A 22,082-nucleotide genomic window follows, 5' to 3' on the forward strand; every position below is an offset into this window, starting at 1 on the left:
TAAGACTGGAAGCTTTTAATTTAATTTATCAAAGGATATTAAGCGGTTACTTTATTCTTCAATACCACCTAACATTTTCATTAACTCTAAGGCTCTTCTGGTTGATTTTACATTTTCAAAAGTCAACAATAAACGCAAGCCGTTCTTGGTTTCTTTTTCTTTAATTTTACAAATAGAACTGTGTTTTTGAACAAATTGCATCACAGCCATAAAACGATTCGACTGGTAATAATCCGATTGTTGATCAGATACAAAATAACCAATCATCTTGCCTTGTTTCATTACTAGCTTCTCTATACCAATTCCACTAGCAATCCATTTGATTCGTATGCTGTTCATTAAAGCAATTGCTCGTGGTGGCATAGGACCAAAACGGTCAATCAATTTTTTCTGGAAAACCTGTAAATCTTCTTCGCTTTTAATCGCTCCTAATTCATTGTACAAATTAAGACGCTCACTAATATTATTAATGTACTCGTCAGAAAATAATAATTCAAAATCCGTATCAATTTGAAGATCTTTTACGTATTCCTTGGTTTCTATATTATTCTCGGTAGGATATAAGTCTTTGAATTCGTTTTCTTTCAATTCCTCAATAGCTTCATTCATGATTTTTTGATAGGTATCAAAACCAATTTCGTTTATAAAACCAGATTGCTCTCCACCTAATAAATCTCCTGCACCACGAATCTCTAAATCTTTCATGGCAATATTAAATCCGCTTCCTAGTTCGCTGAATTGTTCTAGTGCTTGAATTCGTTTTCTGGCATCATCTGTCATCGCTGAATATGGAGGACATATAAAGTAACAGAATGCTTTTTTGTTACTACGCCCTACTCGACCACGCATTTGATGCAAATCAGACAATCCAAAATTATTGGCATTATTAATAAAAATGGTATTCGCATTGGGAACATCTAATCCACTTTCGATGATAGTAGTTGCAACCAATACATCAAATTCTCCGTTCATGAAGGCTAACATCAATTCCTCGAGTTTTTTTCCTTCCATTTGGCCGTGACCAATACCTACTCTGGCATTAGGAACTAATCGCTGAATCATTCCAGCAACTTCCTTAATGTTTTCAATTCGATTATTAATAAAGAAAACCTGTCCGTTACGCTGAATTTCATACGAAATAGCATCGCGAATTAGCTCTTCGCTAAAACCTACTACATTCGTTTCAATAGGATATCTATTAGGCGGTGGCGTTGTAATTACGGATAAATCACGCGCTGCCATCAATGAGAATTGCAAGGTTCTTGGGATAGGCGTTGCCGTTAAGGTCAACGTATCCACATTGGCTGCTATTGTTTTTAATTTGTCTTTTACATTGACACCAAATTTTTGTTCCTCATCTACAATCAATAAACCTAAATCCTTAAAGACTACATTTTTATTGACTAATTGATGTGTTCCAATAACAATATCTAATTTTCCTTCTGCTAATAACTTTAGCGTTTCTGCTTTTTGTTTGGCTGTTCTAAAACGATTTAAGTACCCAATAGAAACTGGCATGTCTTTTAGCCTTTCGGTAAATGTTCGGTAATGTTGGTAGGCTAGAATGGTTGTAGGAACCAAAATCGCTACTTGTTTACTATTATCAACTGCCTTAAAAGCGGCACGAATCGCCACCTCTGTTTTTCCAAATCCTACGTCTCCACAAACCAACCGATCCATTGGTCGGTCGCTTTCCATATCCGCTTTTACTTCGGCTGTAGATTTAGTTTGATCCGGTGTATCTTCGTAAATAAACGAACTTTCTAATTCGTTTTGCAAATAACTATCTGGTGCAAACTGGAATCCTTTGTCGAGTCTCCTTTTGGCATACAACTGAATCAAGTTGAAGGCAATATGTTTGACTCTGGCCTTAGTTTTTTGTTTTAAAACTTTCCAAGCATTCGATCCTAATTTATAAATTTTAGGAGGTGTTCCGTCTTTACCCGTATATTTTGAGATTTTGTGTAGCGAATGAATACTCACATAAACAATATCATTATCAGCATAAACTAATTTAATTGTTTCCTGCGTTTTGCCTTCAACTTGTATCTTTTGTAATCCTCCAAAACGCCCAATACCGTGATCGATATGCGTCACATAGTCCCCAACCGACAAAGTCGTTAATTCTTTTAAAGTGATATTCTGTTTTTTCGAATAGCCATTTTTGATGCTAAATTTATGGTAGCGTTCAAAAATTTGGTGATCGGTATAACAGGCAATTTGATTTTCTTCATCAATAAAACCTTGGTACAAAGGTAAAACGATAGTGCTGTATTGTTTTCGAATATTCTCAGAATTGGCTTCATCTAAGGTTTCAAAAATATCATGAAAGCGTTTGGCTTGGGCCTCATTCGAACAAAACAAATAATTTTTATATCCGTTAAAATGATTTTCATTCAGGTTATTTAACAACAAATCAAATTGCTTATTGAAAGATGGTTGCGGTTGAATGTGGAATTCGAATTTTTTAGTAGTTCGAAAAATGGCTTTAGAACTGAATTCTACAACCGAGAAATCTAAAGCTCTCTTGATAAAAGCCGATTGATTGAGAAACAATTGTTCTGGTGTTGCGTGCTTTATATCTTTGGATAATTTCTCAAAAGCTTCTTCAGCTTTCGCAAATTGTTTGTCTAATTGTGAAAATAAATCCTCTGTGTTTTGAATAAAAATTACCGTTTTTTCCGAAATATAATCCAAGAAACTTTCTCTGTTTTCTTGAAATACTTTATTCTCCACATTAGGGATAATGGTAATCTTTTTTTGAATTTCGATAGACAATTGTGTCCCTACATCAAAGCTTCGAATACTATCTACTTCGTTACCAAAAAACTCTATTCGGTACGGATTATCATTCGAAAAAGAAAAAACATCTACAATTCCACCACGTACCGAAAACTCCCCTGGTTCCGTAATAAAATCAACCCGTTTAAATTCATATTCGAATAAAACCTCATTGATAAAGTCGATAGAAAGTTGGTCTCCAACCGCTACTTTTAGTGTGTTCTTATCTAAATCTCTGCGGGTTACTACTTTTTCAAATAGCGCTTCGGGATAACTGACAATAACAGCTGGTTTCTTGCGAGAATTGATGCGGTTCAACACCTCAGCGCGTAGCAAAACATTCGCATTATCGGTATCTTCAATTTGGTACGGACGGCGATAGGAACCTGGATAAAATAAAACATCTTTATCGCCTATCATTTGCTCTAAATCATTCAAATAATAAGCGGCTTCCTCTTTATTATTTAATACAATTAAAAAAGGAAGTTCGGCTTTCTTGAATAAAGCTTGAATTACAAATGAAACGGCCGATCCAAGCAAACCGCTAAGATGCATTTTTACTTGATTATTTTCTTGTAAACAATCAACAATTTGTTTCGTTTTAGGCGAACTATCGTAAGTGTTGTATAGATTTTTTTTACTCAACGCGAGGGGTATTTGGGTCAATTGGGGTGTTTGGGATTGCTCTTGAAGCGTCCATCATTTGTTTTAACTCAGACTCTCCTTCTTCGACTGGAATTTTGCCTTTTTCAACAATTTTATCCATTTGTCTTTGCAAGGAACTCAGTTCATTATTTATTTCAGCAATTAAATGAATGACTTTTTGATCAGGAATATTGTCTAAATGAATGAATAAGTCTAACATACGAACTTTAGTAATCAAGGTCGAAATCCTACTTTTTATTTGAGGCTTGTTGTATTGATATGGAATATTGTTATTCAACGCCATCGCTTTCTTTGAAATGGCTGCCGATTTTTGTTGAAATGCCCCAATAGTCTTTTTGGGCTTAATGGCTAGTTCAGCCAAAAATTGACGGAACTCATTCCAAGACGCTACACTGGCTTCAGAAGCATCATTAATTGGTGTGTCATAAAAAACCCAACCTTTATTTATAGTAGAAAAAATAAGCTCCTTCTTTTTAACTTCTTTTTCGTTTTCAGCTACTCTTTTTTGATTGTCATTTTTACATGAAGAAAGAATTAGCACCGTAAAAAAAGCATATATAATTTTATATTTCATCGTAATTGCATTGAAGCACAAAGTTACAAAGTAAATTTATAAATAAAGGCCTGAAAACAGGAATTACAATTCAGCTTCAAACACTGCGTTTTTAGCATTAAAAATGCCAAAAAAAGATTTATACAATTATGATTTTAAGTGTTTATTTATACAATTTGCAAACTCGCTTCGAGGCGATTAAACTGTTTACGAAAACGTTATCTTTGTCCTTTAAATCACATTCAAATGAGTACAAAAATATTGATTATTGGAGCTTGTGGCCAAATTGGTACCGAGTTGACTCTTTCACTGAGAAAAATTTATGGAGTCGAAAATGTTATAGCGTCTGATATCAGAAAACTAAATATTGATGTTGTTAATTCTGGGCCTTTTGAAGTTATAAATGCGTTGGATTTTAACCAAATCGAGCATTTAGTAGAAATCCACAATATAACTGATGTGTATTTAATGGCAGCTTTACTATCAGCAACTGCTGAGAAAAACCCTGCATTTGCTTGGGATTTGAATATGAACTCATTATTTCACGTTCTGAATTTGGCGAAAGCCGGAAAAATAAAAAAAATATTCTGGCCTTCCAGCATTGCTGTTTTTGGACCTACAACACCTAAAGAAAACACCCCTCAATATACCATTATGGAGCCTTCAACGGTTTATGGAATCAGTAAGCAAGCTGGTGAAAGATGGTGCGAATACTACCATAATATTTTTGGAGTGGATGTACGAAGCATCCGTTATCCTGGTTTAATTAGCTGGTCATCGCCTCCAGGGGGTGGAACTACTGACTATGCTGTGGATATTTTTCATAAAGCCCTTTCGGATAAAAAATACGAATGCTTTTTATCCTCAGAAACTAAAATGCCGATGATGTATATGGATGATGCGATTGCAGCAACGATTCAAATAATGCAGGCACCAGAAGGAGAAATCAAAATTCATTCGTCCTATAACTTGGCTGCCATGAGTTTTACACCAACAGAAATTGCAGCTGAAATCAAAAAACACATCCCAGATTTTACAATTACCTATGAACCCGACTTTCGTCAAAAAATAGCCGACAGTTGGCCTGCTAGTATTGATGACCATCAAGCTCGAGAAGATTGGGGATGGAAACACAAATATGATTTGGAAACGATGACAGTGGATATGTTAGAGAATCTAAGAAAGATTGAAGGAAAATAAAACAAAAAAAAGTCTAGTTTAAAACTGGACTTTTTTTATGCTCAATAAAATATTACTTTACTTCATAAACGTTATTAGCTTGCTTCACATCAGCCATTAATCCGCTTGGATCAATAGTGATTTTCTTGATCGTGCTTTTGGGTTTAGCAATCGTAAAATCATAATTAGATGCTGCCCAAGTCCAGTCGTTTAAAACCGTTCTTTTAACTAATGGATTTGGATTTTCTTTTACAAAACTCATCATACGTAAAGGAACATAAAAACTTTCTGAAGTTCCATCTGTGTATTCTACAGTTAAGTCAATCGGCATCGGCATTCTGCCAATTCTTTCCAAACTTACTGTTGTTTGATCTCCATTTTCCGTTACGGCTTTGATTCCGTAATCAATCGTGTTAGTAGTCTCAGTCCAATCTACTAAATACCAATCTAGATTTGCTCCCGAAACACGTTCTGCACTCCTTTTGATATCGTTAGGCGTAGGATGTTTGAATTTAAAATCATGGAAATATCTTTTGATAGTTTCTGCCAATTTATCATCTCCAATAACATATCGCAACTGTGACAAAAAGATACTTCCTTTTACGTAGGAAGAAATGCTATAGGGTCTATTCTCATCATAACGATCTCCATGCGTAGTTTGTGGTTGTTCTTTACCTGAATTTACTAAACTATAATAGGCTTTGTAATTTCCTTCAAAAGGGTTCGCTACTTTTTTACCTGATAATTCATTTGTAGCTAAATCTTCTACGTAGGTAGTAAATCCTTCATCCATCCAAGGGTGTTTAGACTCATTTGAAGCTAAAATATGTTGGAACCAAGAATGTCCTAACTCATGCGTTGCAGTTCCATAAATACCATCCAACGTTCCGTTTCCTAACATCAACGTACACATAGCATACTCCATTCCGCCATCTCCACCTTGAATAAAAGAGTATTGTTTGTAAGGATAATTTCCAATGTTTTTATTGTAAAAATCCATCACCTTTACCATCATTGGCTCTAGTTTTTTCCAGTTCTCCACTGTTTTTGGGTAGTTTTTATACAAGAAATGTAAAGCCACATCATTTGGTCCTTTTACTACATCGTGGATGTAATTTTTATCAGCAGCCCAAGTAAAATCGTGCACCATAGGCGCTACAAAATGCCAAGATAACATTTTAGTTTTCTTCGGATATGCTACAGTAACTCCTTCATCTTGATACCCATGTCCTATTTCGTTTTGGTTTTGTAAATATCCTGAACCTCCTAAAGTATAATCCTTATCGATATTGATTGTTACATCAAAATTTCCCCAAACACCATGAAATTCTCTAGCGATATACGGATCAGCATGCCAACCTTCAAAATCAAATTCGGCCATTTTTGGATACCATTGCGCCATTGACAACTCTACTCCTTCGGAATTATTTCTACCAGAACGACGAATTTGTACTGGGACTTGTCCGTCAAAATCAAGCGTAAATGTTGTTTTTGTATTAGGTAAAATTGGCTTAGCCAAAGTAACTTCTAGAATTGTCCCTACAGTTTTTGCAGCAGCATCAACACCATCTTGTTTGAAATTAGTGATTTTTAAATATCCTATTTCGTTCGGTTTTAAACTTTCAATTCGGCTTACTTTAACTTCTTTACCCTCTACAGTAACTTTGTTTACCATTCTTCCATCAGGATCTTTGATGCTGTGTAAGCGTGCATCCATTTCACTTCCTGGCTGAAAAGCATTATTGAATAAATGGTAATAAACTGTTTTAAGAGTATCGGATGAATTGTTAGTATATACCAATTCTTGCTTTCCTTTGTATTGATAATTTTTCACATCCATAGTAACCTCCATTTTGTAATCAACATGTTGTTGCCAATAGGTAGAATTTTGAGCCATTAAGGACCCGAAATTGAATGTGACAATTGAAAGTAAAAGTAATTTTCTCATTTTTTTTTAAAATAAAAAATGGAAGGACATTCGTCCTTCCATTAGATTAATAAGTATGCAATTTATTTTTTTGACATTTTATCCGCCATGATTAAGGCATTGTATGCATTAACTATTTTTCCTGATTTAGACAAAGTAGTAAATGAACGTGTATCTTTTGGATTACCTCCAACAATAACATTTGTAGTAATAGCCACTCCAGAATCCATCAATATGTGTTTTACTTGTGAAGCAGATAATTTAGGATAATACGAACGAATAATAGCCGCAACTCCAGCAACATTTGGTGAAGCCATTGACGTCCCTTGTAAATATTTGTACGTATTATTAGGTGTCGAAGCATAAATTTTTACTCCTGGAGCAAAAACATCCACATTCACTTTTCCAATATTTGAAAAACGGGCCACCACTTTATCGCTGTAATCAAAATTTAATGCTCCAATAGTAATCATGTTATCAGCAAATTCTGTTTTCTTGTCATCAGAATCATTTGGATAATTATTGTAACTATCAATATCTTCCGCATCATTTCCTGCAGCATGAACGATTAATACATCTTTCTTTTCGGCATATTTAATTGCATCGTAAACCCATTGCTTGTGTGGTGAAAAACTTTTACCAAAACTTCCGTTAATTACTTTGGCTCCATTATCAACTGCATAACGAATTCCTAATGCAATATCTTTATCATACTCATCACCATCTGGCACAGCACGTACCGTTAAAATTTCAACATTAGATGCGATTCCGTCTCCACCTATACCGTTATTTCTAACTTGAGCTACAATTCCGGCAACATGAGTTCCATGAAGGATTTTCTCTTTGTCTGGACCCATCACGTTATTATTTCCGTATTTTGTATCCGTAATGTCGTTTGGATTGTCACCAACAACAGCTCTATAGTTTTGTTTTAGATTATCACCATTAAGCAATGCAATCATTCCATCAATATCATCTTTAATAGCAACTTTTAATTCCGGAACACTTAATCCATAAGAAAGCATTCTTTGCATCATTACTTTGCTTCCCAAAAGTGTAGAATCTTTTGATTCTATTTCATTCACTTCTTTAATGGTATATACTGGTTTTGCAAAATGTTTGGTTAAAACGGCATCTGCATTTGACGTTCCAAATAACAATTCTTCCAAACGCTCTTTTCCAGCTTTTGCTTCAGCAATTTTATCATCATTTAGTTTTTTAGCTTCAAGATATGTCGCCTCGTCAACTAAACTTTTGTCCTTGATAATTCTTTCGTATTCTAAATTTTCTTTTGTAATGTCTCCAAGGAAGTTCCAACCATGAATATCATCAATGTAACCGTTTTTATCATCATCAATTCCGTTTCCTGGAATCTCTTTTGTATTGGTCCAAACCACATCTTTTAAATCTTCATGTTCGATGTCCACACCAGAATCTACAATTCCAACAATAACTTTTACACCCGTTTTGTTCTTTAATAATTCCGAATACGCTCTATCAACACTCATTCCTGGAATCGTATCTTTTACAATATCTAAGTGACTCCAGCGTTTTAATTCGCTTTCTTTTAAAGGGGCAACTTTCTTAATATTTAAAGGGGCACTTATTAGGGCAACTGAACTAAGGCTTGAAACTTGTTTTTGAGCTCCACATCCCGCCAACACCATAACGGCAAAAGCAGAAAGTAAAATAGGTTTAATACTATTCATTTATTGATATTTTATAAGATTTTAAATATTTGTCTAAAATAATTTATTTTGTTACAAAAATAGGCAGATTAACACTATTTTAAGATTTCCTCACAACTGAAAACATCTTTTAATCGAACGCCTTTCTCCGTATGTTGCACTGTTATAATTTCATTATGAGCATCGTGTTCCAAAAATAAATAATAATTATTATCAGCAGCTGCATTTAGGAATTTAGTTTTTTCGGGCATCGTTAATAATGGTCTGGTATCATATCCCATAACATAAGCTACTGGAATGTGTCCGGCTGTAGCCAATAAATCAGCACAAAAAACGATTGTTTTATCTTTATATTGAATGTGAGGAATCATCTGTTTCTCCGTATGACCATCTGCAAAGAATATCCCAAAACCCAACTCTGATTTATCAAGAAAATCACCTTCAGGTCTTTTTATAAAATTCAATTGCCCGCTTTCCTGCATTGGTAAAATATTTTCAGACAAGAACGATGCTTTCTCTCTTGGGTTTGGTTTTGTTGCCCATTCCCAATGATTTTCATTCGACCAGAATTTGGCATTTTTAAACGCAGGTTCATAACCCGTTTTATCTTTGTTCCATTGCACGCTTCCGCCACAATGGTCAAAATGCAAGTGTGTCATAAAAACATCTGTAATATCATCACGATGAAAACCATATTTAGCCAAAGATTTATCCATAGAATGAGAACCCCAAAGCGAATAATACCCAAAAAACTTCTCGGATTGCTTGTTCCCCATTCCGGTATCAATCAAAATCAATCGGTTTTCGTCTTCAATAAGCAAGCATCTTGCAGCAATATCAATTAAATTGTTTTCATCAGCGGGATTGGTTCTATTCCAAATTGTTTTGGGAACAACACCAAACATAGCGCCACCGTCCAGTTTAAAATTACCAGTTTCTATAGGATATAATTTCATTTTTAGGATTTGAAAGGTTAATAAATTATATGGTTGTAAGAGAATCTAAATACAAAACCAAATAAGTCTTGCAATTTAAGTAAATTTCACTTCTTTAATCAAAGTAAGACTGTATTTAACTTTCAATTAAATCTAGTTCTTAAACTTAAAAAACAAAACCCCAATTTTAAAGTAACTTAAACTTTAAATTGAGGTTGTACATTATAAACCTTTGAAAAATTACTTCTTCATTTTTTGAAATAAATTTTTTAGTGTTTGATTGTCCACTATCTGAAACGTTTTTGTTTTAATCATTTTCTCCATAAATGTAATTCTATCTTCAGTCATAGGATGCGAACTTAAGAACTGCGGAACGGAAATGTAGTTTTTATTCTCCAATCGTTTAAATAAATTAGTCATTCCCACGGGATTAACTTTATTAATAACTAACACATTAAATCCTTCAACATCGGCTTGGTGCTCAAATTCTCGAGAGAAAGAAAGCGATTGTAAACTATTTATGTTGTTCCCAATAGTGGCCATAATCCCGTTTACATCTCCCAAAATTGCCGAAACAAACAAATAACCCGATAAATTCCTGCATAACATTTTCATGGAATGCCTGTGGTTTACATGTGCCGCTTCATGGCCCAATAAACCCACTAGCTCATCATAGTTTTGCATCGAATCCAATATCCCTGTATAAACAACAATATTGCCGTCAGGAAGTGCAAAAGCATTCACAATTTCAGAATCTACAACGGAGAACTTCAGCTTTTTTGTATTGTTTAATTTTAATTCTTTGGCAAACTCATTTAGAGCCTTTGTTTTAGAAGAGTCAATAGAGCTAAAAATAACATTTTGTTCAAAAAAAGTATCTCCTAGTTTAGTATCATATTCTTCAGGTATCAAAACAACTGATTTTTCAGCAACCCAGGGAATGGCATAAAGATAACATAACCCTATAATTGCAAGAATAACCACTGCTAATCCTAGATGAATTGTAGTCCCTAAATCCAAAAGACTTTGGTACCAACCATATTGTCCCTTTTTCTTTGTAAAAGTGAGTACTTCGTCTATAAATTTCGAATCAGTAGTATATCCATTTTGGGAAACTTCTACTTTGTGACGAAAACTCAATTTGGAACCTGTTTTTTCGAATACTATTTCGCTGCATTTCCATTGATAAATAGTTCCATTTGATGCTTCAAAAACAAGTGTTGCTGTATTAGAGTCAAAAAGAAATACCACTTCCTGTGGCACCGATGAATTTCCATCATAGAAAATTCCTGTTGCTTGATTTTTCATTGGCTTACATAACAAAATCTAAATCGAGGAAATCACTTAAATCTTCCCCAGTTGCATCTTTATAATTTTCTTCTGTTTGATTAAGCGCATCTAAATCGATATTCCCGTCTAATTGAATATTATTGAAAATATAATTTAACGTTCTTGTCACCGCCCATGCATAACCTAGTCCAAGTGTAAAAACAATAATCGCCAAATTTACGATTGCCAATTTAAAGAAGCCACCACCTGTTACCGTTGAATTTAAACGTATTTCTTTATTTTCTTTGTTAACTGTTAGGTTGTCAATGTAGTATTCAAAAAGATCCTTTTGCCACCAAAAAAAGTAAATCCCAAGAGTGAAAATTGATAAGAAATAGCCTTTAAGATTTAATATAAAATAATCCGAACCATCTCCACTATAATCGAACTCAGCGTCACCAAAACGAACATTCCCAACTAAATATTTTCTCAAATTAATACTCATCCAAGGTCCGTAAATACCAAAAGTAATTATCGTCAAGAAAATCCATTTGACAAAATTTATGGCTAATTCTTGTTTATCTCCTCGATATCCAAAACGAATTCCTCTCCAAGAAGTTCTAGACATTCTATAGCGATACGACCCATGTATTGCCAAAGGCAAAATGGCGAAAATCCCAAAATAAAATAAAAGCAATCCCACCATTGGCATTTTTAGATATATAAAAAGTCCAAATATTCCTCCTAAAATGAAGAATAATAAAATTGCCTTCAAGAATCCTTTAAACATTTCTTTTCCAGTGCCGTGAAAAGCAAAAGCATCTCCGTTTAAGGATGTTTGCCCATATAAAAATTGTAGTTTTTTAGCCTTTGCCCAAGGATAATATATCCCAAGAGTACATATCGTCAAAAGCCAGTTCACAATTATAATTCCAAAGAAATCATTCCCTTTTCCTTGAAAATCAAGTTTGTATTTTTTTTCAGTTTGCAAAATTTCTTCCATAAAGATTTTAGTAAGTTAATAACAAGGTTTTATTTACAAATAACATTTTATAAATATATTAATTTTTATTTCTGCTTTAACATAGCTTTTTTCTATTTTGACATTAGTTATAAAAATGTTATCAATTATGGAAAAAGGTTTTTATATACTATCTTTGTGGTTAATTTAGACAAAATCAATATAACAATGATAAAGGTTTCTGATACTGCCAAAAAGAAAATCGTCGATTTGATGAAAGAGGACGGTTTTGATGCTGCTACAGACTACGTAAGAGTAGGTGTGAAAAGTGGCGGATGTTCTGGTTTGTCTTATGATTTGAAATTTGACAAAACCAAAAACGAAGAAGATAAAATTTTCATAGACAACGAAATAACTATCGCCGTAGAGAAAAAATCATTCCTTTATTTAGCTGGGACTATTTTAGAGTTTTCAGGTGGAATAAACGGAAAGGGATTTGTTTTCAACAACCCAAACGCAACTAGAACTTGTGGATGTGGAGAGAGTTTCTCTTTATAAAATTTAGACACAAATAATAAAGATTACTATTCAATTATTGAATCTTAAATCTTTAAATCTTTAAATAAGAATGAGCAAATACACAGAAGACGATTTAAAAATCGAACTCGAAACTAAAGAATATGAATATGGATTTTATACTGATTTGGAATCGGAGACGTTTCCTATTGGTTTAAATGAAGATATCGTTCGCGCTATTTCCCATAAAAAAGGAGAGCCACAATGGATGACCGACTGGAGAATTGAAGCATTTCGTGCATGGCAAGAAATGACGGAGCCAGAATGGGCAAACGTACATTATGCAAAACCAGATTTTCAAGCGATTTCCTACTATTCAGCTCCAAAAGCCGTAGATCCTAATAAAACATTAGACGATGTAGATCCTGAACTTTTAGAAATGTATAAAAAGTTAGGCATCTCAGTTGACGAACAAAAAATGATGAATAATGTAGCCATGGATATCGTGGTTGACTCTGTATCAGTAGCAACAACATTCAAGAAAACATTAGGAGAAAAAGGAATTATTTTTATGAGTATTTCTGAGGCAATAAAAGAGCATCCAGAATTAGTTCGTAAATATTTAGGAACTGTTGTTCCACAAAAAGACAACTTTTACGCCGCATTAAACTCGGCTGTATTCTCTGATGGATCTTTTTGTTATATTCCAAAAGGGGTTCGTTGTCCAATGGAACTTTCGACTTATTTTAGAATTAATCAAGCAGGAACAGGACAGTTTGAAAGAACATTACTCGTTGCTGATGCAGGAAGTTACGTTTCATACCTAGAAGGTTGTACCGCTCCAAGCCGTGATGAAAACCAATTACACGCAGCTGTAGTTGAATTGATTGCCCTTGAAGATGCTGAAATTAAATATTCAACCGTACAAAACTGGTACCCCGGAAACAAAGAAGGTAAAGGGGGAGTTTTCAATTTTGTGACTAAAAGAGGAATTTGCGAAACAAACGCAAAAATCTCTTGGACACAGGTAGAAACAGGTTCTGCTGTTACTTGGAAATATCCATCAGTGATATTAAAGGGAGACAATTCAGTAGGAGAATTTTACTCGATTGCTGTTACCAATAATTTCCAACAAGCCGATACGGGGACTAAAATGATCCATTTAGGTAAAAACACTAAATCGACTATTATTTCTAAAGGAATTTCTGCTGGAAAATCACAAAACAGTTATAGAGGATTAGTACAAATTAGCGCACGTGCGGATAATGCACGTAACTTTTCGCAATGTGATTCCCTATTAATGGGTAACAATTGTGGAGCGCATACATTCCCATATATAGAAAGTAAAAATCCAACAGCCAAAATAGAACACGAAGCTACGACTAGTAAAATTGGTGAAGACCAAGTTTTCTATTGCAACCAACGTGGAATTCCAACGGAGAAAGCAATTGCTTTAATCGTAAACGGTTTCAGTAAAGAGGTTTTGAACAAGTTACCAATGGAATTCGCAGTTGAAGCACAAAAATTACTTGAAATTAGTTTAGAAGGAAGTGTAGGTTAAAAATTAGTTTAAAGTTTAAGGTTTAAAGTTGAGCAAGTTATGAGTAACTTTAACCGTTAAAATTTAAACAAAAATAAATGGCTACAATTACACGTTTTGAAGATTTAGAAATTTGGAAAGAAGCAAGACGACTAGCCAAAGAAATTTATTTGATAACTGTAGAAACCGATTTGAAAAATGATTTCAGGTTTAGAGATCAAATAAAAGCATCATCTGGTTCAGTAATGGATAATATTGCCGAAGGGTTTGAAAGAAATGGAAATTTAGAATTTAGACAATTTTTGTCTATTGCAAAAGGATCCGCTGGAGAAACAAGATCGCAATTATACCGAGTGCTAGATTACAATTATATCGACGTTGTTAAGTTTGGAATTTTAAAAACTGACTTCGAAAATTTAAGTGGAAAAATAAACAATTTTATATCATATTTAAACAAGAAAGATTTTAAAGGAACCAAGTTTCAGTAAACACAAGAACTTTAAACTTTAAACTTTAAACAACTAAAAAAGGATGTTAAGCATAAAAAATTTACACGCTTCAATAGGCGACAAAGAAATATTAAAAGGAATTAATCTTGAAGTAAAAGCAGGAGAAATTCACGCGATAATGGGACCAAACGGTGCTGGAAAAAGTACCCTAGCATCTATCATCGCAGGAAACGAAACTTACGAAGTTACTGAAGGCGAAATCTCTTTAGACGGTGAAGACCTTTCGGAACTAGCTCCAGAAGAAAGAGCACACAAAGGAGTTTTCCTTTCGTTTCAATATCCAGTAGAAATTCCAGGAGTGTCGGTAACGAACTTCATGAGAACGGCTATTAATGAAACACGTAAAGCAAAAGGACAAGACGAAATGCCAGCTAACGAAATGTTGAAGGTAATTCGTGAGAAATCTGAATTATTAGAAATTGACCGTAAGTTTTTATCTCGTTCTCTTAACGAAGGATTTTCTGGTGGAGAGAAAAAACGTAACGAGATTTTCCAAATGGCAATGTTAGAACCAAAATTGGCTATTCTTGATGAAACCGATTCTGGATTAGATATCGATGCTTTACGCATCGTTGCAAATGGAGTTAACAAATTGAAAAGTGATAAAAACGCTATCGTAGTAATCACGCACTACCAACGTTTATTAGATTATATCGTTCCTGATTTTGTTCACGTATTATACAATGGTAAAATTGTAAAATCAGGTGGAAAAGAACTAGCACACGAGCTAGAAGAAAAAGGATACGACTGGATTAAAGCAGAAAACTAAAATTTGTTTAAAGTCTAAAGTTTAAAGTTACTTCAAAACAACTTTAAACTTTTAAACCTTAAACTTTAAACAAAAAATATAAAAATGGATTTAAAAGAAAAATTAGTATCGTCTTTTATGGCTTTTGAAGAGCGCATCGATGTTCACTCTGAACTTCATGATGTACGTACAGAAGCGATAAAAAACTTTGAAAATAAAGGTTTCCCAACCAAAAAAGATGAAGCTTGGAAATACACTTCGCTAAACGCCATCCTAAAAAATGACTTTACCGTTTTTCCAAAAACAGAAAGTAACATTCAGTATTCGGATGTAAAAAAATACTTTTTACACGAGATTGACACCTACAAAGTAGTGTTTATTGACGGTGTTTTCAGTTCGCATTTATCATCAACAACTCACGAAGGAATTGACGTTTGCTTGATGGCATCAGCATTGACTAAACCAAAATACAAAATGATTATCGATACCTACTTCAACCAAATTGCCAGTAAAGACGATAGTTTGACTTCGTTGAATACGGCTTTCGCCAATGAAGGAGCATATATCAATATCCCAAAAAGCAAAGTGGCTGATAAACCGATTGAAATCATGTATTTCTCTACTGGTTCTGAAGCTGCCTTGATGACACAACCAAGAAACTTGGTGATTGTAGGGGAAAATTCTCATGTGCAAATTATCGAGCGTCATCAAAGTTTGAATGACAATCCTGTTTTAACCAATTCGGTTACCGAGATTTTTGCTCAAAAACGTGCAATTGTAGATTTTTACAAAATTCAAAATGACAATCTGACTGCTAATCTAATCGATAACACTTACGTATCTCAACAAAAAGAAAGCCATGTATCAGTGCATACGTTCTCTTTTGGAGGGAATTTAACGCGTAACAACTTGAATTTCTATCACTTTGGAGAACGTTTGACAAGTACTTTAAACGGAATCACGATTATTGGTGAGAAGCAACACGTGGATCATTATACGCTTGTGAAACATTCAGCTCCAAACTGCGAGAGTTTCCAAGATTATAAAGGAATCTATTCTGATCGTTCTACAGGAGTTTTCAACGGAAAAGTATATGTGGAGAAAGATGCTCAAAAAACAAATGCCTTCCAAAAAAGCAATAATATTTTATTGAGTGACAAAGCAACAATCAACGCGAAACCACAATTAGAAATTTTTGCCGATGATGTAAAATGTTCTCACGGTTGTACTGTTGGTCAATTAGACGAAACAGCGATGTTCTATATGCAAGCACGTGGAATTCCTAAAAAAGAAGCCAAAGCATTATTGATGTATGCGTTCTCGAATGCCGTAATTGAAAATATCAAAATACCAGAATTAAAACAACGAATTACCAAAATTATCGCCAATAAATTAGGTGTGAAAATGGGATTTGATTTGTAGTTTTATTCTATTAAATACGCAAAGGGCGCAGAGTTATTTAAACTTTGAGCCCTTTGTAATTTTATTTTGGAGCTATTCCCGCTATACATTGCAATCTTTTATTGTTTTAAAGAAAAACAATAAAAGGATTTCCATTGCTATCGGGGCTAAAAACATTAAGCTTTGCGAACTTCGCACTTTTTACTTAGTGTACTTTGCGGTTAAACCTTGTTTATTAAAACTCCCAATTATCCCTTTCAACATTCCGTTTACATCAAACTTAGCATCTTCAGTCAATCCCATTCTCACAATCACTAAATCAAGTGACGGAATAATAAATACTTTTTGCCCTTGAAATCCATTAGCCGAGTATAAATCCTTTGGTGCATCAGGATAACGCCCGCCAGCATTCAACCAAAAGTGGGCTCCATAATCTCCTCTTGATCCATTAGTAGGTGTAGCAACATATTGAGCCCAACCAGTATCAAACAACTGTTCACCGTTCCAGTTTCCTTCATGTAAATATAATAAGCCAAATTTAGCCCAATCACGCGTGGTTGCCCATGCATAAGACGAACCCACAAAATTTCCTGCCATATCGGTTTCAACAACCATCGAGTTCATTCCTATTTTATCAATTAAGGCAGCGTACCAAAAATCTAGGTATTCTTGATGCGTTTTAAATTGATTTCTCAAAATATAAGATAGCAAGTTTGTTGTTCCCGATGAATAATTCCAATGTGAATTAGGTTTAAAAGCTACGGGTTTTTCGAGCTGTACCCTACCCATATTTTCGGCTAGAAACAGCATTTTTGTAGCATCACAAATCGTGCTGTAATTTTCTTCCCAAGCCAATCCCGAATTCATGTGCAATAAATCACTGGTCGTAATTACTTTACGATCATCATCCTTCCATTCAGCAATGGGAGCAGGTGTATTAATATTGTACTTTCCTTCTTTAGCAAGAATTCCAAATAAGGTTGCCGTAATACTTTTGGTCATCGACCAACCCAGAATTTTACTGTCTTTAGTAAAACCAGTATCGTATTTTTCGGCAATGATTTTATCTTTATAAATCACTAATAGAGAACGCGTCCTTTTTTCGATCGCACCTTTTTTATCAAAAGCATTTGCTACAGCCGCATTTAATTTACCATAATCAACATTGGTGAAAACAGTATCCATTGGTTCATTATTTCCATACGGAAAGGGTAAATTATTTTTTAAAAAAGTCCTTTTTGGAATCTCATAGGGTTTAGAAGTATCAAAATTATCATCAATCAAAGTAGCGCCCAAACCCGGTCTATAAATCGCTTTTCGTTCTTTCAAACCATAAACAGAAGCGGTCGCAAAATTGTCTTTTTGATCAATTTCATTACTAGCCAAGTCAATTAAATTGATATCATTATCCCCTTTCTCAATCATTACTTGAGAACGATTATCGATAAAATGTCCTGAGGCAATACTTTTGGCTGAAAAACCAGAAATCAAATCCAATTTAGGATAAGTCGTGAACCCGATATAAAAAACACCTGCAAATGAGGCAAAACCAACAAGTTTGAATACTTTTTTCATATTATATGAATTGTTTATTCTGCAATTTAATTCTTTTTTTGGCACGACTTCATTAATTTATTTTAAAATAGAAACCCAAAAAAGCAGGAATGAAAATCTAAAAATGATGGTTAAAACAATTTAGTTTTTAGTACTTTTGTATTTAGAATTTTTCTAAATAATTATGCTAGACATTCAAAAAATAAGAGCCGATTTTCCAATACTTTCAGAGAAAGTAAACGGAAAAACATTAGTTTATTTCGATAACGGAGCAACTTCACAAAAACCACAAATTGTCATTGACGCTATTTCCAAATATTATCAGGAAATCAATGCCAACATTCACCGTGGGGTTCATACTTTAAGCCAATTGGCAACTGATGCTTATGAGATTTCTCGTGGCAAAGTGCAAAATCATATCAATGCCAAATTTTCTCATGAAGTACTTTTTACTTCAGGAACGACTTTTGGAATTAACTTAGTAGCAAATGGATTTGCTTCCATTTTAAAACCCGGTGATGAAGTTTTGGTTTCGGCATTAGAACACCATAGCAATATTGTGCCATGGCAAATGTTGTGTGAGAAAACAGGAGCCACGCTAAAAGTGATTCCCATGAATGACAAAGGCGAATTGATTATGGCAGAATATGACAAATTACTGTCAGACAAAACCAAAATTGTCACTGTAAATCATATTTCGAATGCTTTGGGAACGGTAAATCCTGTTAAATATATGATTGAAAAAGCGCATCAAGTAGGTGCTGCTATTTTGATTGATGGTGCTCAAGCGGTTCCACATCTAAAACCAGATGTTCAGGAATTAGATTGTGATTTCTATGTTTTCTCTGGACACAAAATGTGTGGGCCAACAGGAACTGGTATTTTATACGGAAAAGAAGCGTGGTTGAATAAATTACCTCCATACCAAGGTGGTGGTGAAATGATCAAGGAAGTAACTTTCGAAAAAACCACTTATGCAGAATTGCCTCATAAATTTGAAGCAGGAACACCCAATATCGCTGGTGGAATTGTGTTAGGAACTGCTATTGATTACATGAATGCAGTAGGGTTTGACAACATTCAAAGACAAGAATTAGAATTACTAGAATATGGAACAAAACGATTGTTAGAAATCGAAGGATTGCGTATTTTGGGTACATCAAATGAAAAAACTTCGGTAATTTCATTTAATATTGAAGGAATTCATCCCTATGATATTGGTACGATAATTGACAAATTAGGAATAGCGGTTAGAACAGGACATCACTGTGCGCAACCCATCATGAATTATTTCAAAATACCGGGGACAATTAGAGCTTCATTTTCTTTTTATAATACTAAAGAAGAGATTGACGAGATGGTTGAAGCGTTAAAAAGAGCGCAAACAATGTTATCTTAATACATCAAATATGAAAATACTTTCCTTATTATTTTTAACTCTTTTTCTTGGAAAAGGATGTGAAGGCGACAAAAAACAAGACATTGAAACTGCTGTAATTGAGTATGTAGCAAACACTAGAGGTTTTTATCAAAAGATAACTATAGAGAAACAAATGGTTTTTATTTCGAATGACCGTTCTGGAAAAGAGAAAACAGAACCAACAAAGATTTCGGATGCCGATTGGAAAGAGTTAATTGATTTATTCCAAGATGTAAATCTAGATGAAATTAAAGATTTAAAATCACCAACAGAAAAACGATTGTATGATGGTGCTGCCATTGCCAATATAAAAATAACCTACAAAGGAATCTCCTATGAATCACCTAGTTTCGATCATGGATTTCCACCGTTTGAGATTAAAAAATTAGTGAATAAAATAAATTCATTTGCAAAACAAAAGGATGAAAATTAAAGACATACAAGAAGAGATAGTAGACGAATTTTCCATGTTTGATGACTGGATGCAACGGTACGAATACATCATTGATCTAGGGAAAAACCTACCGTTAATTAAAGACGAGTTCAAAACCGAAAATAATTTGATTAAAGGTTGCCAATCAAAAGTGTGGTTACAGGGACAACAAAATGACGATAAAGTGGTTTTCACTGCTGATAGTGACGCAATCTTAACCAAAGGAATTATTGCCATATTAATTCGAGTTTTTTCAAACCAAACTCCTGCAGATATCATTGCTGCCGATATGGGTTTTATTGACGAAATAGGATTAAAAGAACATTTATCACCTACTAGAGCTAATGGCTTAGTCTCGATGATAAAAAATATTAAAATGTATGCATTGGCATTCGATGCCAAAAAAGGATAATTTAAACATATAAGTTTTAAAAAGAACCATGTAAGGCATATAAGTTCATATAAGTTGTTGCTTATAGTTTTAAAAATAAATTCTTGAAAATTTATGACAAAAACGTACCTAAAAGATTTAATATACCAAGTAAACGGTTGTGCTATAGAAGTTCACAAACATCTTGGGCCAGGTCTTTTGGAAAGTGTTTATCACAGTTGTTTAAAAAAAGAATTGACAATTAGAGACTGTAATTTTCAAACTGAACTACAGATTCCAGTAAATTACAAAGGTTTAGAACTTGAAACAGGATTAAGATGTGATCTATTAATTGAAAATTGTTTGGTTGTTGAACTTAAGGCAGTAGAAAAAGTTTTACCCATCCATGAAGCTCAAATTTTAACCTATATGAAACTTTTAGAAGTTCCTATAGGACTAATGCTCAATTTTAATGTAACACATCTTTTCAAAGAAGGGCAAAAAACATATGTGAATGAAAAATATAGATATCTAGAAGATTAAATTACCTATAAAATATTTGGTTCAAAATGGTTAAACACAAACCTTAAATCACCTTATATTCCTAATGTGGTTCAAAAATTAAATATAACATATAATAAAATATATGTTTAAAACAGAGTTAAAACAAACCTTAAATAACCTTATATTCCTTATATGGTTCAAAAAAAAATAAATTATGACACAAGAAATAGACACTAACGAATTAGGTGAAGCAATCGTAAAAAAATTAAAAACTATTTACGACCCTGAAATTCCAGTTGACATATACGAATTAGGATTAATCTATGACGTAATGGTCAACACTGATTACGAAGTAAAAATTTTAATGACACTTACATCTCCAAACTGCCCTGTTGCAGAAAGTTTACCAAGAGAAGTAGAAGAAAAAGTAAAATCAATTGAGCACATTAAGGATGCCGAGGTTGAAATTACTTTTGATCCACCTTGGAGTAAAGACTTAATGAGCGAAGAAGCAAAATTAGAATTGGGAATGCTATAAAAAAAGGGTTTCAAGTTTAAGGTTTCAAGTTATACGTGCAAAATAGTAAACCTGAAACTTTAACCTTTAAACAAAAAAACAAATGGAAGAAATAATAAATAAAGTAGCGAATAGTGTTTTGGAAGTTTTCGATCTTGAAAATTACTATCCAAAAGGAATCCGCACACAAATTGATATTTCACAATGGTTGTTGGAAGGTTTTTTGCTGAAAGAAAAAGATTTTAGAGAACACCTTAAAAATCACGATTGGACACAATATCAAGACCAACTAGTCGCTATTAATTGCAGTACAGATGCTATTGTTCCAGCTTGGGCTTCTATTTTAGTGTCAATACAATTAGCACCATTTGCTAAGAAAATAATCAATGGTAGTCTAGAAGATTTGGATGTAGCTTTGTATGAAGAACTACTTCCAAAAATTGATTACTCCGTATATAATAACAAGCCTGTTATTATAAAAGGATGTTCCAGAAAACCGGTACCAATGCGAGCGTATATCATTGCTGCAAACTTTTTACAACTTGTTGCACGAAGTATTATGTATGGAGAAGCTTGTTCAGCTGTTCCCTTATTTAAAGCTAAAAAATAAT

At 33.8% G+C, this 22,082-nt stretch carries 20 protein-coding genes; 12 read left to right on the top strand and 8 right to left on the bottom strand.

Features of this window, described 5'->3' with window-relative positions:
- Positions 1–51: 51 nt before the first annotated feature.
- Positions 52–3,426 (bottom strand): transcription-repair coupling factor, encoded by a 3,375-nt coding sequence (mfd, locus tag AB3G33_RS03540; protein WP_367772637.1) that lies wholly within the window; start codon positions 3,424–3,426, stop codon positions 52–54.
- Positions 3,419–4,021, bottom strand: coding sequence for a hypothetical protein (locus tag AB3G33_RS03545; RefSeq protein WP_367772639.1), 603 nt, complete (start codon positions 4,019–4,021; stop codon positions 3,419–3,421). The genes mfd and AB3G33_RS03545 overlap by 8 nt, the downstream gene beginning before the upstream one ends.
- A 225-nt stretch (positions 4,022–4,246) precedes the next feature.
- On the opposite strand from AB3G33_RS03545, the gene AB3G33_RS03550 reads away from it, so the two are divergent.
- Positions 4,247–5,200, top strand: coding sequence for an L-threonine 3-dehydrogenase (locus tag AB3G33_RS03550; protein WP_367772640.1), 954 nt, complete (start codon positions 4,247–4,249; stop codon positions 5,198–5,200).
- Between the two features lie 52 nt (positions 5,201–5,252).
- Here the strand turns inward: AB3G33_RS03550 and AB3G33_RS03555 are convergent, their stop codons facing one another.
- The 5 genes from AB3G33_RS03555 to AB3G33_RS03575 all read right to left on the bottom strand — a co-directional run bounded on the left by AB3G33_RS03555 (position 5,253) and on the right by AB3G33_RS03575 (position 12,001).
- Positions 5,253–7,127 carry a M1 family metallopeptidase gene (locus AB3G33_RS03555; RefSeq protein WP_367772642.1) on the bottom strand — a complete coding sequence of 625 codons (1,875 nt, stop codon included), beginning with the start codon at positions 7,125–7,127 and terminating at the stop codon, positions 5,253–5,255.
- Positions 7,128–7,189: 62 nt separating this feature from the next.
- Positions 7,190–8,815 carry a S8 family peptidase gene (locus AB3G33_RS03560; RefSeq protein ID WP_367772644.1) on the bottom strand — a complete coding sequence of 542 codons (1,626 nt, stop codon included), beginning with the start codon at positions 8,813–8,815 and terminating at the stop codon, positions 7,190–7,192.
- Positions 8,816–8,889: 74 nt separating this feature from the next.
- The gene (locus AB3G33_RS03565) at positions 8,890–9,750 is read right to left on the bottom strand and encodes an MBL fold metallo-hydrolase (RefSeq protein ID WP_367772646.1); all 861 of its coding nucleotides are present in this window, start codon (positions 9,748–9,750) and stop codon (positions 8,890–8,892) included.
- Between the two features lie 219 nt (positions 9,751–9,969).
- Positions 9,970–11,037 carry a M48 family metallopeptidase gene (locus tag AB3G33_RS03570; protein WP_367772648.1) on the bottom strand — a complete coding sequence of 356 codons (1,068 nt, stop codon included), beginning with the start codon at positions 11,035–11,037 and terminating at the stop codon, positions 9,970–9,972.
- 4 nt (positions 11,038–11,041) lie between these two features.
- Positions 11,042–12,001, bottom strand: a complete 960-nt coding sequence (locus tag AB3G33_RS03575) for a YjgN family protein (RefSeq protein ID WP_367772650.1) — start codon at positions 11,999–12,001, stop codon at positions 11,042–11,044.
- 186 nt (positions 12,002–12,187) lie between these two features.
- Between AB3G33_RS03575 and AB3G33_RS03580 the strand changes: the two genes are divergently transcribed.
- From AB3G33_RS03580 to sufD, 5 genes are all read left to right on the top strand, one after another.
- On the top strand, positions 12,188–12,517 hold the full coding sequence (locus AB3G33_RS03580) for a HesB/IscA family protein (RefSeq protein ID WP_367772652.1): 330 nt from the start codon (positions 12,188–12,190) through the stop codon (positions 12,515–12,517).
- Positions 12,518–12,587: 70 nt separating this feature from the next.
- A complete protein-coding gene (gene sufB / locus AB3G33_RS03585) occupies positions 12,588–14,036 on the top strand; it encodes a Fe-S cluster assembly protein SufB (RefSeq protein ID WP_367756049.1) in 1,449 nt (482 codons plus the stop codon).
- A gap of 77 nt (positions 14,037–14,113) precedes the next feature.
- Positions 14,114–14,503, top strand: coding sequence for a four helix bundle protein (locus AB3G33_RS03590; protein ID WP_367772654.1), 390 nt, complete (start codon positions 14,114–14,116; stop codon positions 14,501–14,503).
- A gap of 43 nt (positions 14,504–14,546) precedes the next feature.
- Positions 14,547–15,293, top strand: a complete 747-nt coding sequence (gene sufC / locus AB3G33_RS03595; RefSeq protein WP_367756053.1) for a Fe-S cluster assembly ATPase SufC — start codon at positions 14,547–14,549, stop codon at positions 15,291–15,293.
- 84 nt (positions 15,294–15,377) lie between these two features.
- On the top strand, positions 15,378–16,694 hold the full coding sequence (gene sufD, locus AB3G33_RS03600; RefSeq protein WP_367772656.1) for a Fe-S cluster assembly protein SufD: 1,317 nt from the start codon (positions 15,378–15,380) through the stop codon (positions 16,692–16,694).
- A 180-nt stretch (positions 16,695–16,874) separates the two neighbouring features.
- On the opposite strand, the gene AB3G33_RS03605 is transcribed toward sufD, so the two are convergent.
- Positions 16,875–18,248 (bottom strand): serine hydrolase domain-containing protein, encoded by a 1,374-nt coding sequence (locus AB3G33_RS03605; protein ID WP_367772658.1) that lies wholly within the window; start codon positions 18,246–18,248, stop codon positions 16,875–16,877.
- Between the two features lie 163 nt (positions 18,249–18,411).
- On the opposite strand from AB3G33_RS03605, the gene AB3G33_RS03610 reads away from it, so the two are divergent.
- The 6 genes from AB3G33_RS03610 to AB3G33_RS03635 all read left to right on the top strand — a co-directional run bounded on the left by AB3G33_RS03610 (position 18,412) and on the right by AB3G33_RS03635 (position 22,081).
- Positions 18,412–19,626 carry an aminotransferase class V-fold PLP-dependent enzyme gene (locus AB3G33_RS03610; RefSeq protein WP_367772660.1) on the top strand — a complete coding sequence of 405 codons (1,215 nt, stop codon included), beginning with the start codon at positions 18,412–18,414 and terminating at the stop codon, positions 19,624–19,626.
- A gap of 10 nt (positions 19,627–19,636) precedes the next feature.
- On the top strand, positions 19,637–20,080 hold the full coding sequence (locus tag AB3G33_RS03615; RefSeq protein WP_367772662.1) for a hypothetical protein: 444 nt from the start codon (positions 19,637–19,639) through the stop codon (positions 20,078–20,080).
- Complete coding sequence (locus AB3G33_RS03620; RefSeq protein ID WP_367772664.1) at positions 20,070–20,492, top strand: SufE family protein; 423 nt, start codon at positions 20,070–20,072, stop codon at positions 20,490–20,492. The genes AB3G33_RS03615 and AB3G33_RS03620 overlap by 11 nt, the downstream gene beginning before the upstream one ends.
- 93 nt (positions 20,493–20,585) lie before the next feature.
- The gene (locus AB3G33_RS03625) at positions 20,586–20,993 is read left to right on the top strand and encodes a GxxExxY protein (RefSeq protein ID WP_367772666.1); all 408 of its coding nucleotides are present in this window, start codon (positions 20,586–20,588) and stop codon (positions 20,991–20,993) included.
- 175 nt (positions 20,994–21,168) lie between these two features.
- A complete protein-coding gene (locus tag AB3G33_RS03630) occupies positions 21,169–21,492 on the top strand; it encodes an SUF system Fe-S cluster assembly protein (RefSeq protein ID WP_367772668.1) in 324 nt (107 codons plus the stop codon).
- An 82-nt stretch (positions 21,493–21,574) separates the two neighbouring features.
- A complete protein-coding gene (locus tag AB3G33_RS03635; protein ID WP_367772669.1) occupies positions 21,575–22,081 on the top strand; it encodes a DUF2480 family protein in 507 nt (168 codons plus the stop codon).
- Position 22,082 lies beyond the last annotated feature (1 nt).

The organism is Flavobacterium sp. WC2421 (assembly GCF_040822115.1).
Lineage (GTDB): Bacteria > Bacteroidota > Bacteroidia > Flavobacteriales > Flavobacteriaceae > Flavobacterium.

What these genes read in the sequence shown, in the direction of transcription:
- AB3G33_RS03590 (WP_367772654.1), top strand. Translation starts at nt 14,114, where the DNA reads ATGGCTACAATTACACGTTTTGAAGATTTAGAAATTTGGAAAGAAGCA.
- AB3G33_RS03630 (WP_367772668.1), top strand. Translation starts at nt 21,169, where the DNA reads ATGACACAAGAAATAGACACTAACGAATTAGGTGAAGCAATCGTAAAA.
- AB3G33_RS03580 (WP_367772652.1), top strand. Translation starts at nt 12,188, where the DNA reads ATGATAAAGGTTTCTGATACTGCCAAAAAGAAAATCGTCGATTTGATG.
- sufB (WP_367756049.1), top strand. Translation starts at nt 12,588, where the DNA reads ATGAGCAAATACACAGAAGACGATTTAAAAATCGAACTCGAAACTAAA.
- AB3G33_RS03560 (WP_367772644.1), bottom strand. Translation starts at nt 8,815, where the DNA reads ATGAATAGTATTAAACCTATTTTACTTTCTGCTTTTGCCGTTATGGTG.
- AB3G33_RS03565 (WP_367772646.1), bottom strand. Translation starts at nt 9,750, where the DNA reads ATGAAATTATATCCTATAGAAACTGGTAATTTTAAACTGGACGGTGGC.
- AB3G33_RS03555 (WP_367772642.1), bottom strand. Translation starts at nt 7,127, where the DNA reads ATGAGAAAATTACTTTTACTTTCAATTGTCACATTCAATTTCGGGTCC.
- sufD (WP_367772656.1), top strand. Translation starts at nt 15,378, where the DNA reads ATGGATTTAAAAGAAAAATTAGTATCGTCTTTTATGGCTTTTGAAGAG.
- AB3G33_RS03620 (WP_367772664.1), top strand. Translation starts at nt 20,070, where the DNA reads ATGAAAATTAAAGACATACAAGAAGAGATAGTAGACGAATTTTCCATG.
- sufC (WP_367756053.1), top strand. Translation starts at nt 14,547, where the DNA reads ATGTTAAGCATAAAAAATTTACACGCTTCAATAGGCGACAAAGAAATA.
- AB3G33_RS03605 (WP_367772658.1), bottom strand. Translation starts at nt 18,248, where the DNA reads ATGAAAAAAGTATTCAAACTTGTTGGTTTTGCCTCATTTGCAGGTGTT.
- AB3G33_RS03570 (WP_367772648.1), bottom strand. Translation starts at nt 11,037, where the DNA reads ATGAAAAATCAAGCAACAGGAATTTTCTATGATGGAAATTCATCGGTG.
- AB3G33_RS03625 (WP_367772666.1), top strand. Translation starts at nt 20,586, where the DNA reads ATGACAAAAACGTACCTAAAAGATTTAATATACCAAGTAAACGGTTGT.
- AB3G33_RS03575 (WP_367772650.1), bottom strand. Translation starts at nt 12,001, where the DNA reads ATGGAAGAAATTTTGCAAACTGAAAAAAAATACAAACTTGATTTTCAA.
- AB3G33_RS03550 (WP_367772640.1), top strand. Translation starts at nt 4,247, where the DNA reads ATGAGTACAAAAATATTGATTATTGGAGCTTGTGGCCAAATTGGTACC.
- AB3G33_RS03615 (WP_367772662.1), top strand. Translation starts at nt 19,637, where the DNA reads ATGAAAATACTTTCCTTATTATTTTTAACTCTTTTTCTTGGAAAAGGA.
- AB3G33_RS03635 (WP_367772669.1), top strand. Translation starts at nt 21,575, where the DNA reads ATGGAAGAAATAATAAATAAAGTAGCGAATAGTGTTTTGGAAGTTTTC.
- AB3G33_RS03545 (WP_367772639.1), bottom strand. Translation starts at nt 4,021, where the DNA reads ATGAAATATAAAATTATATATGCTTTTTTTACGGTGCTAATTCTTTCT.
- AB3G33_RS03610 (WP_367772660.1), top strand. Translation starts at nt 18,412, where the DNA reads ATGCTAGACATTCAAAAAATAAGAGCCGATTTTCCAATACTTTCAGAG.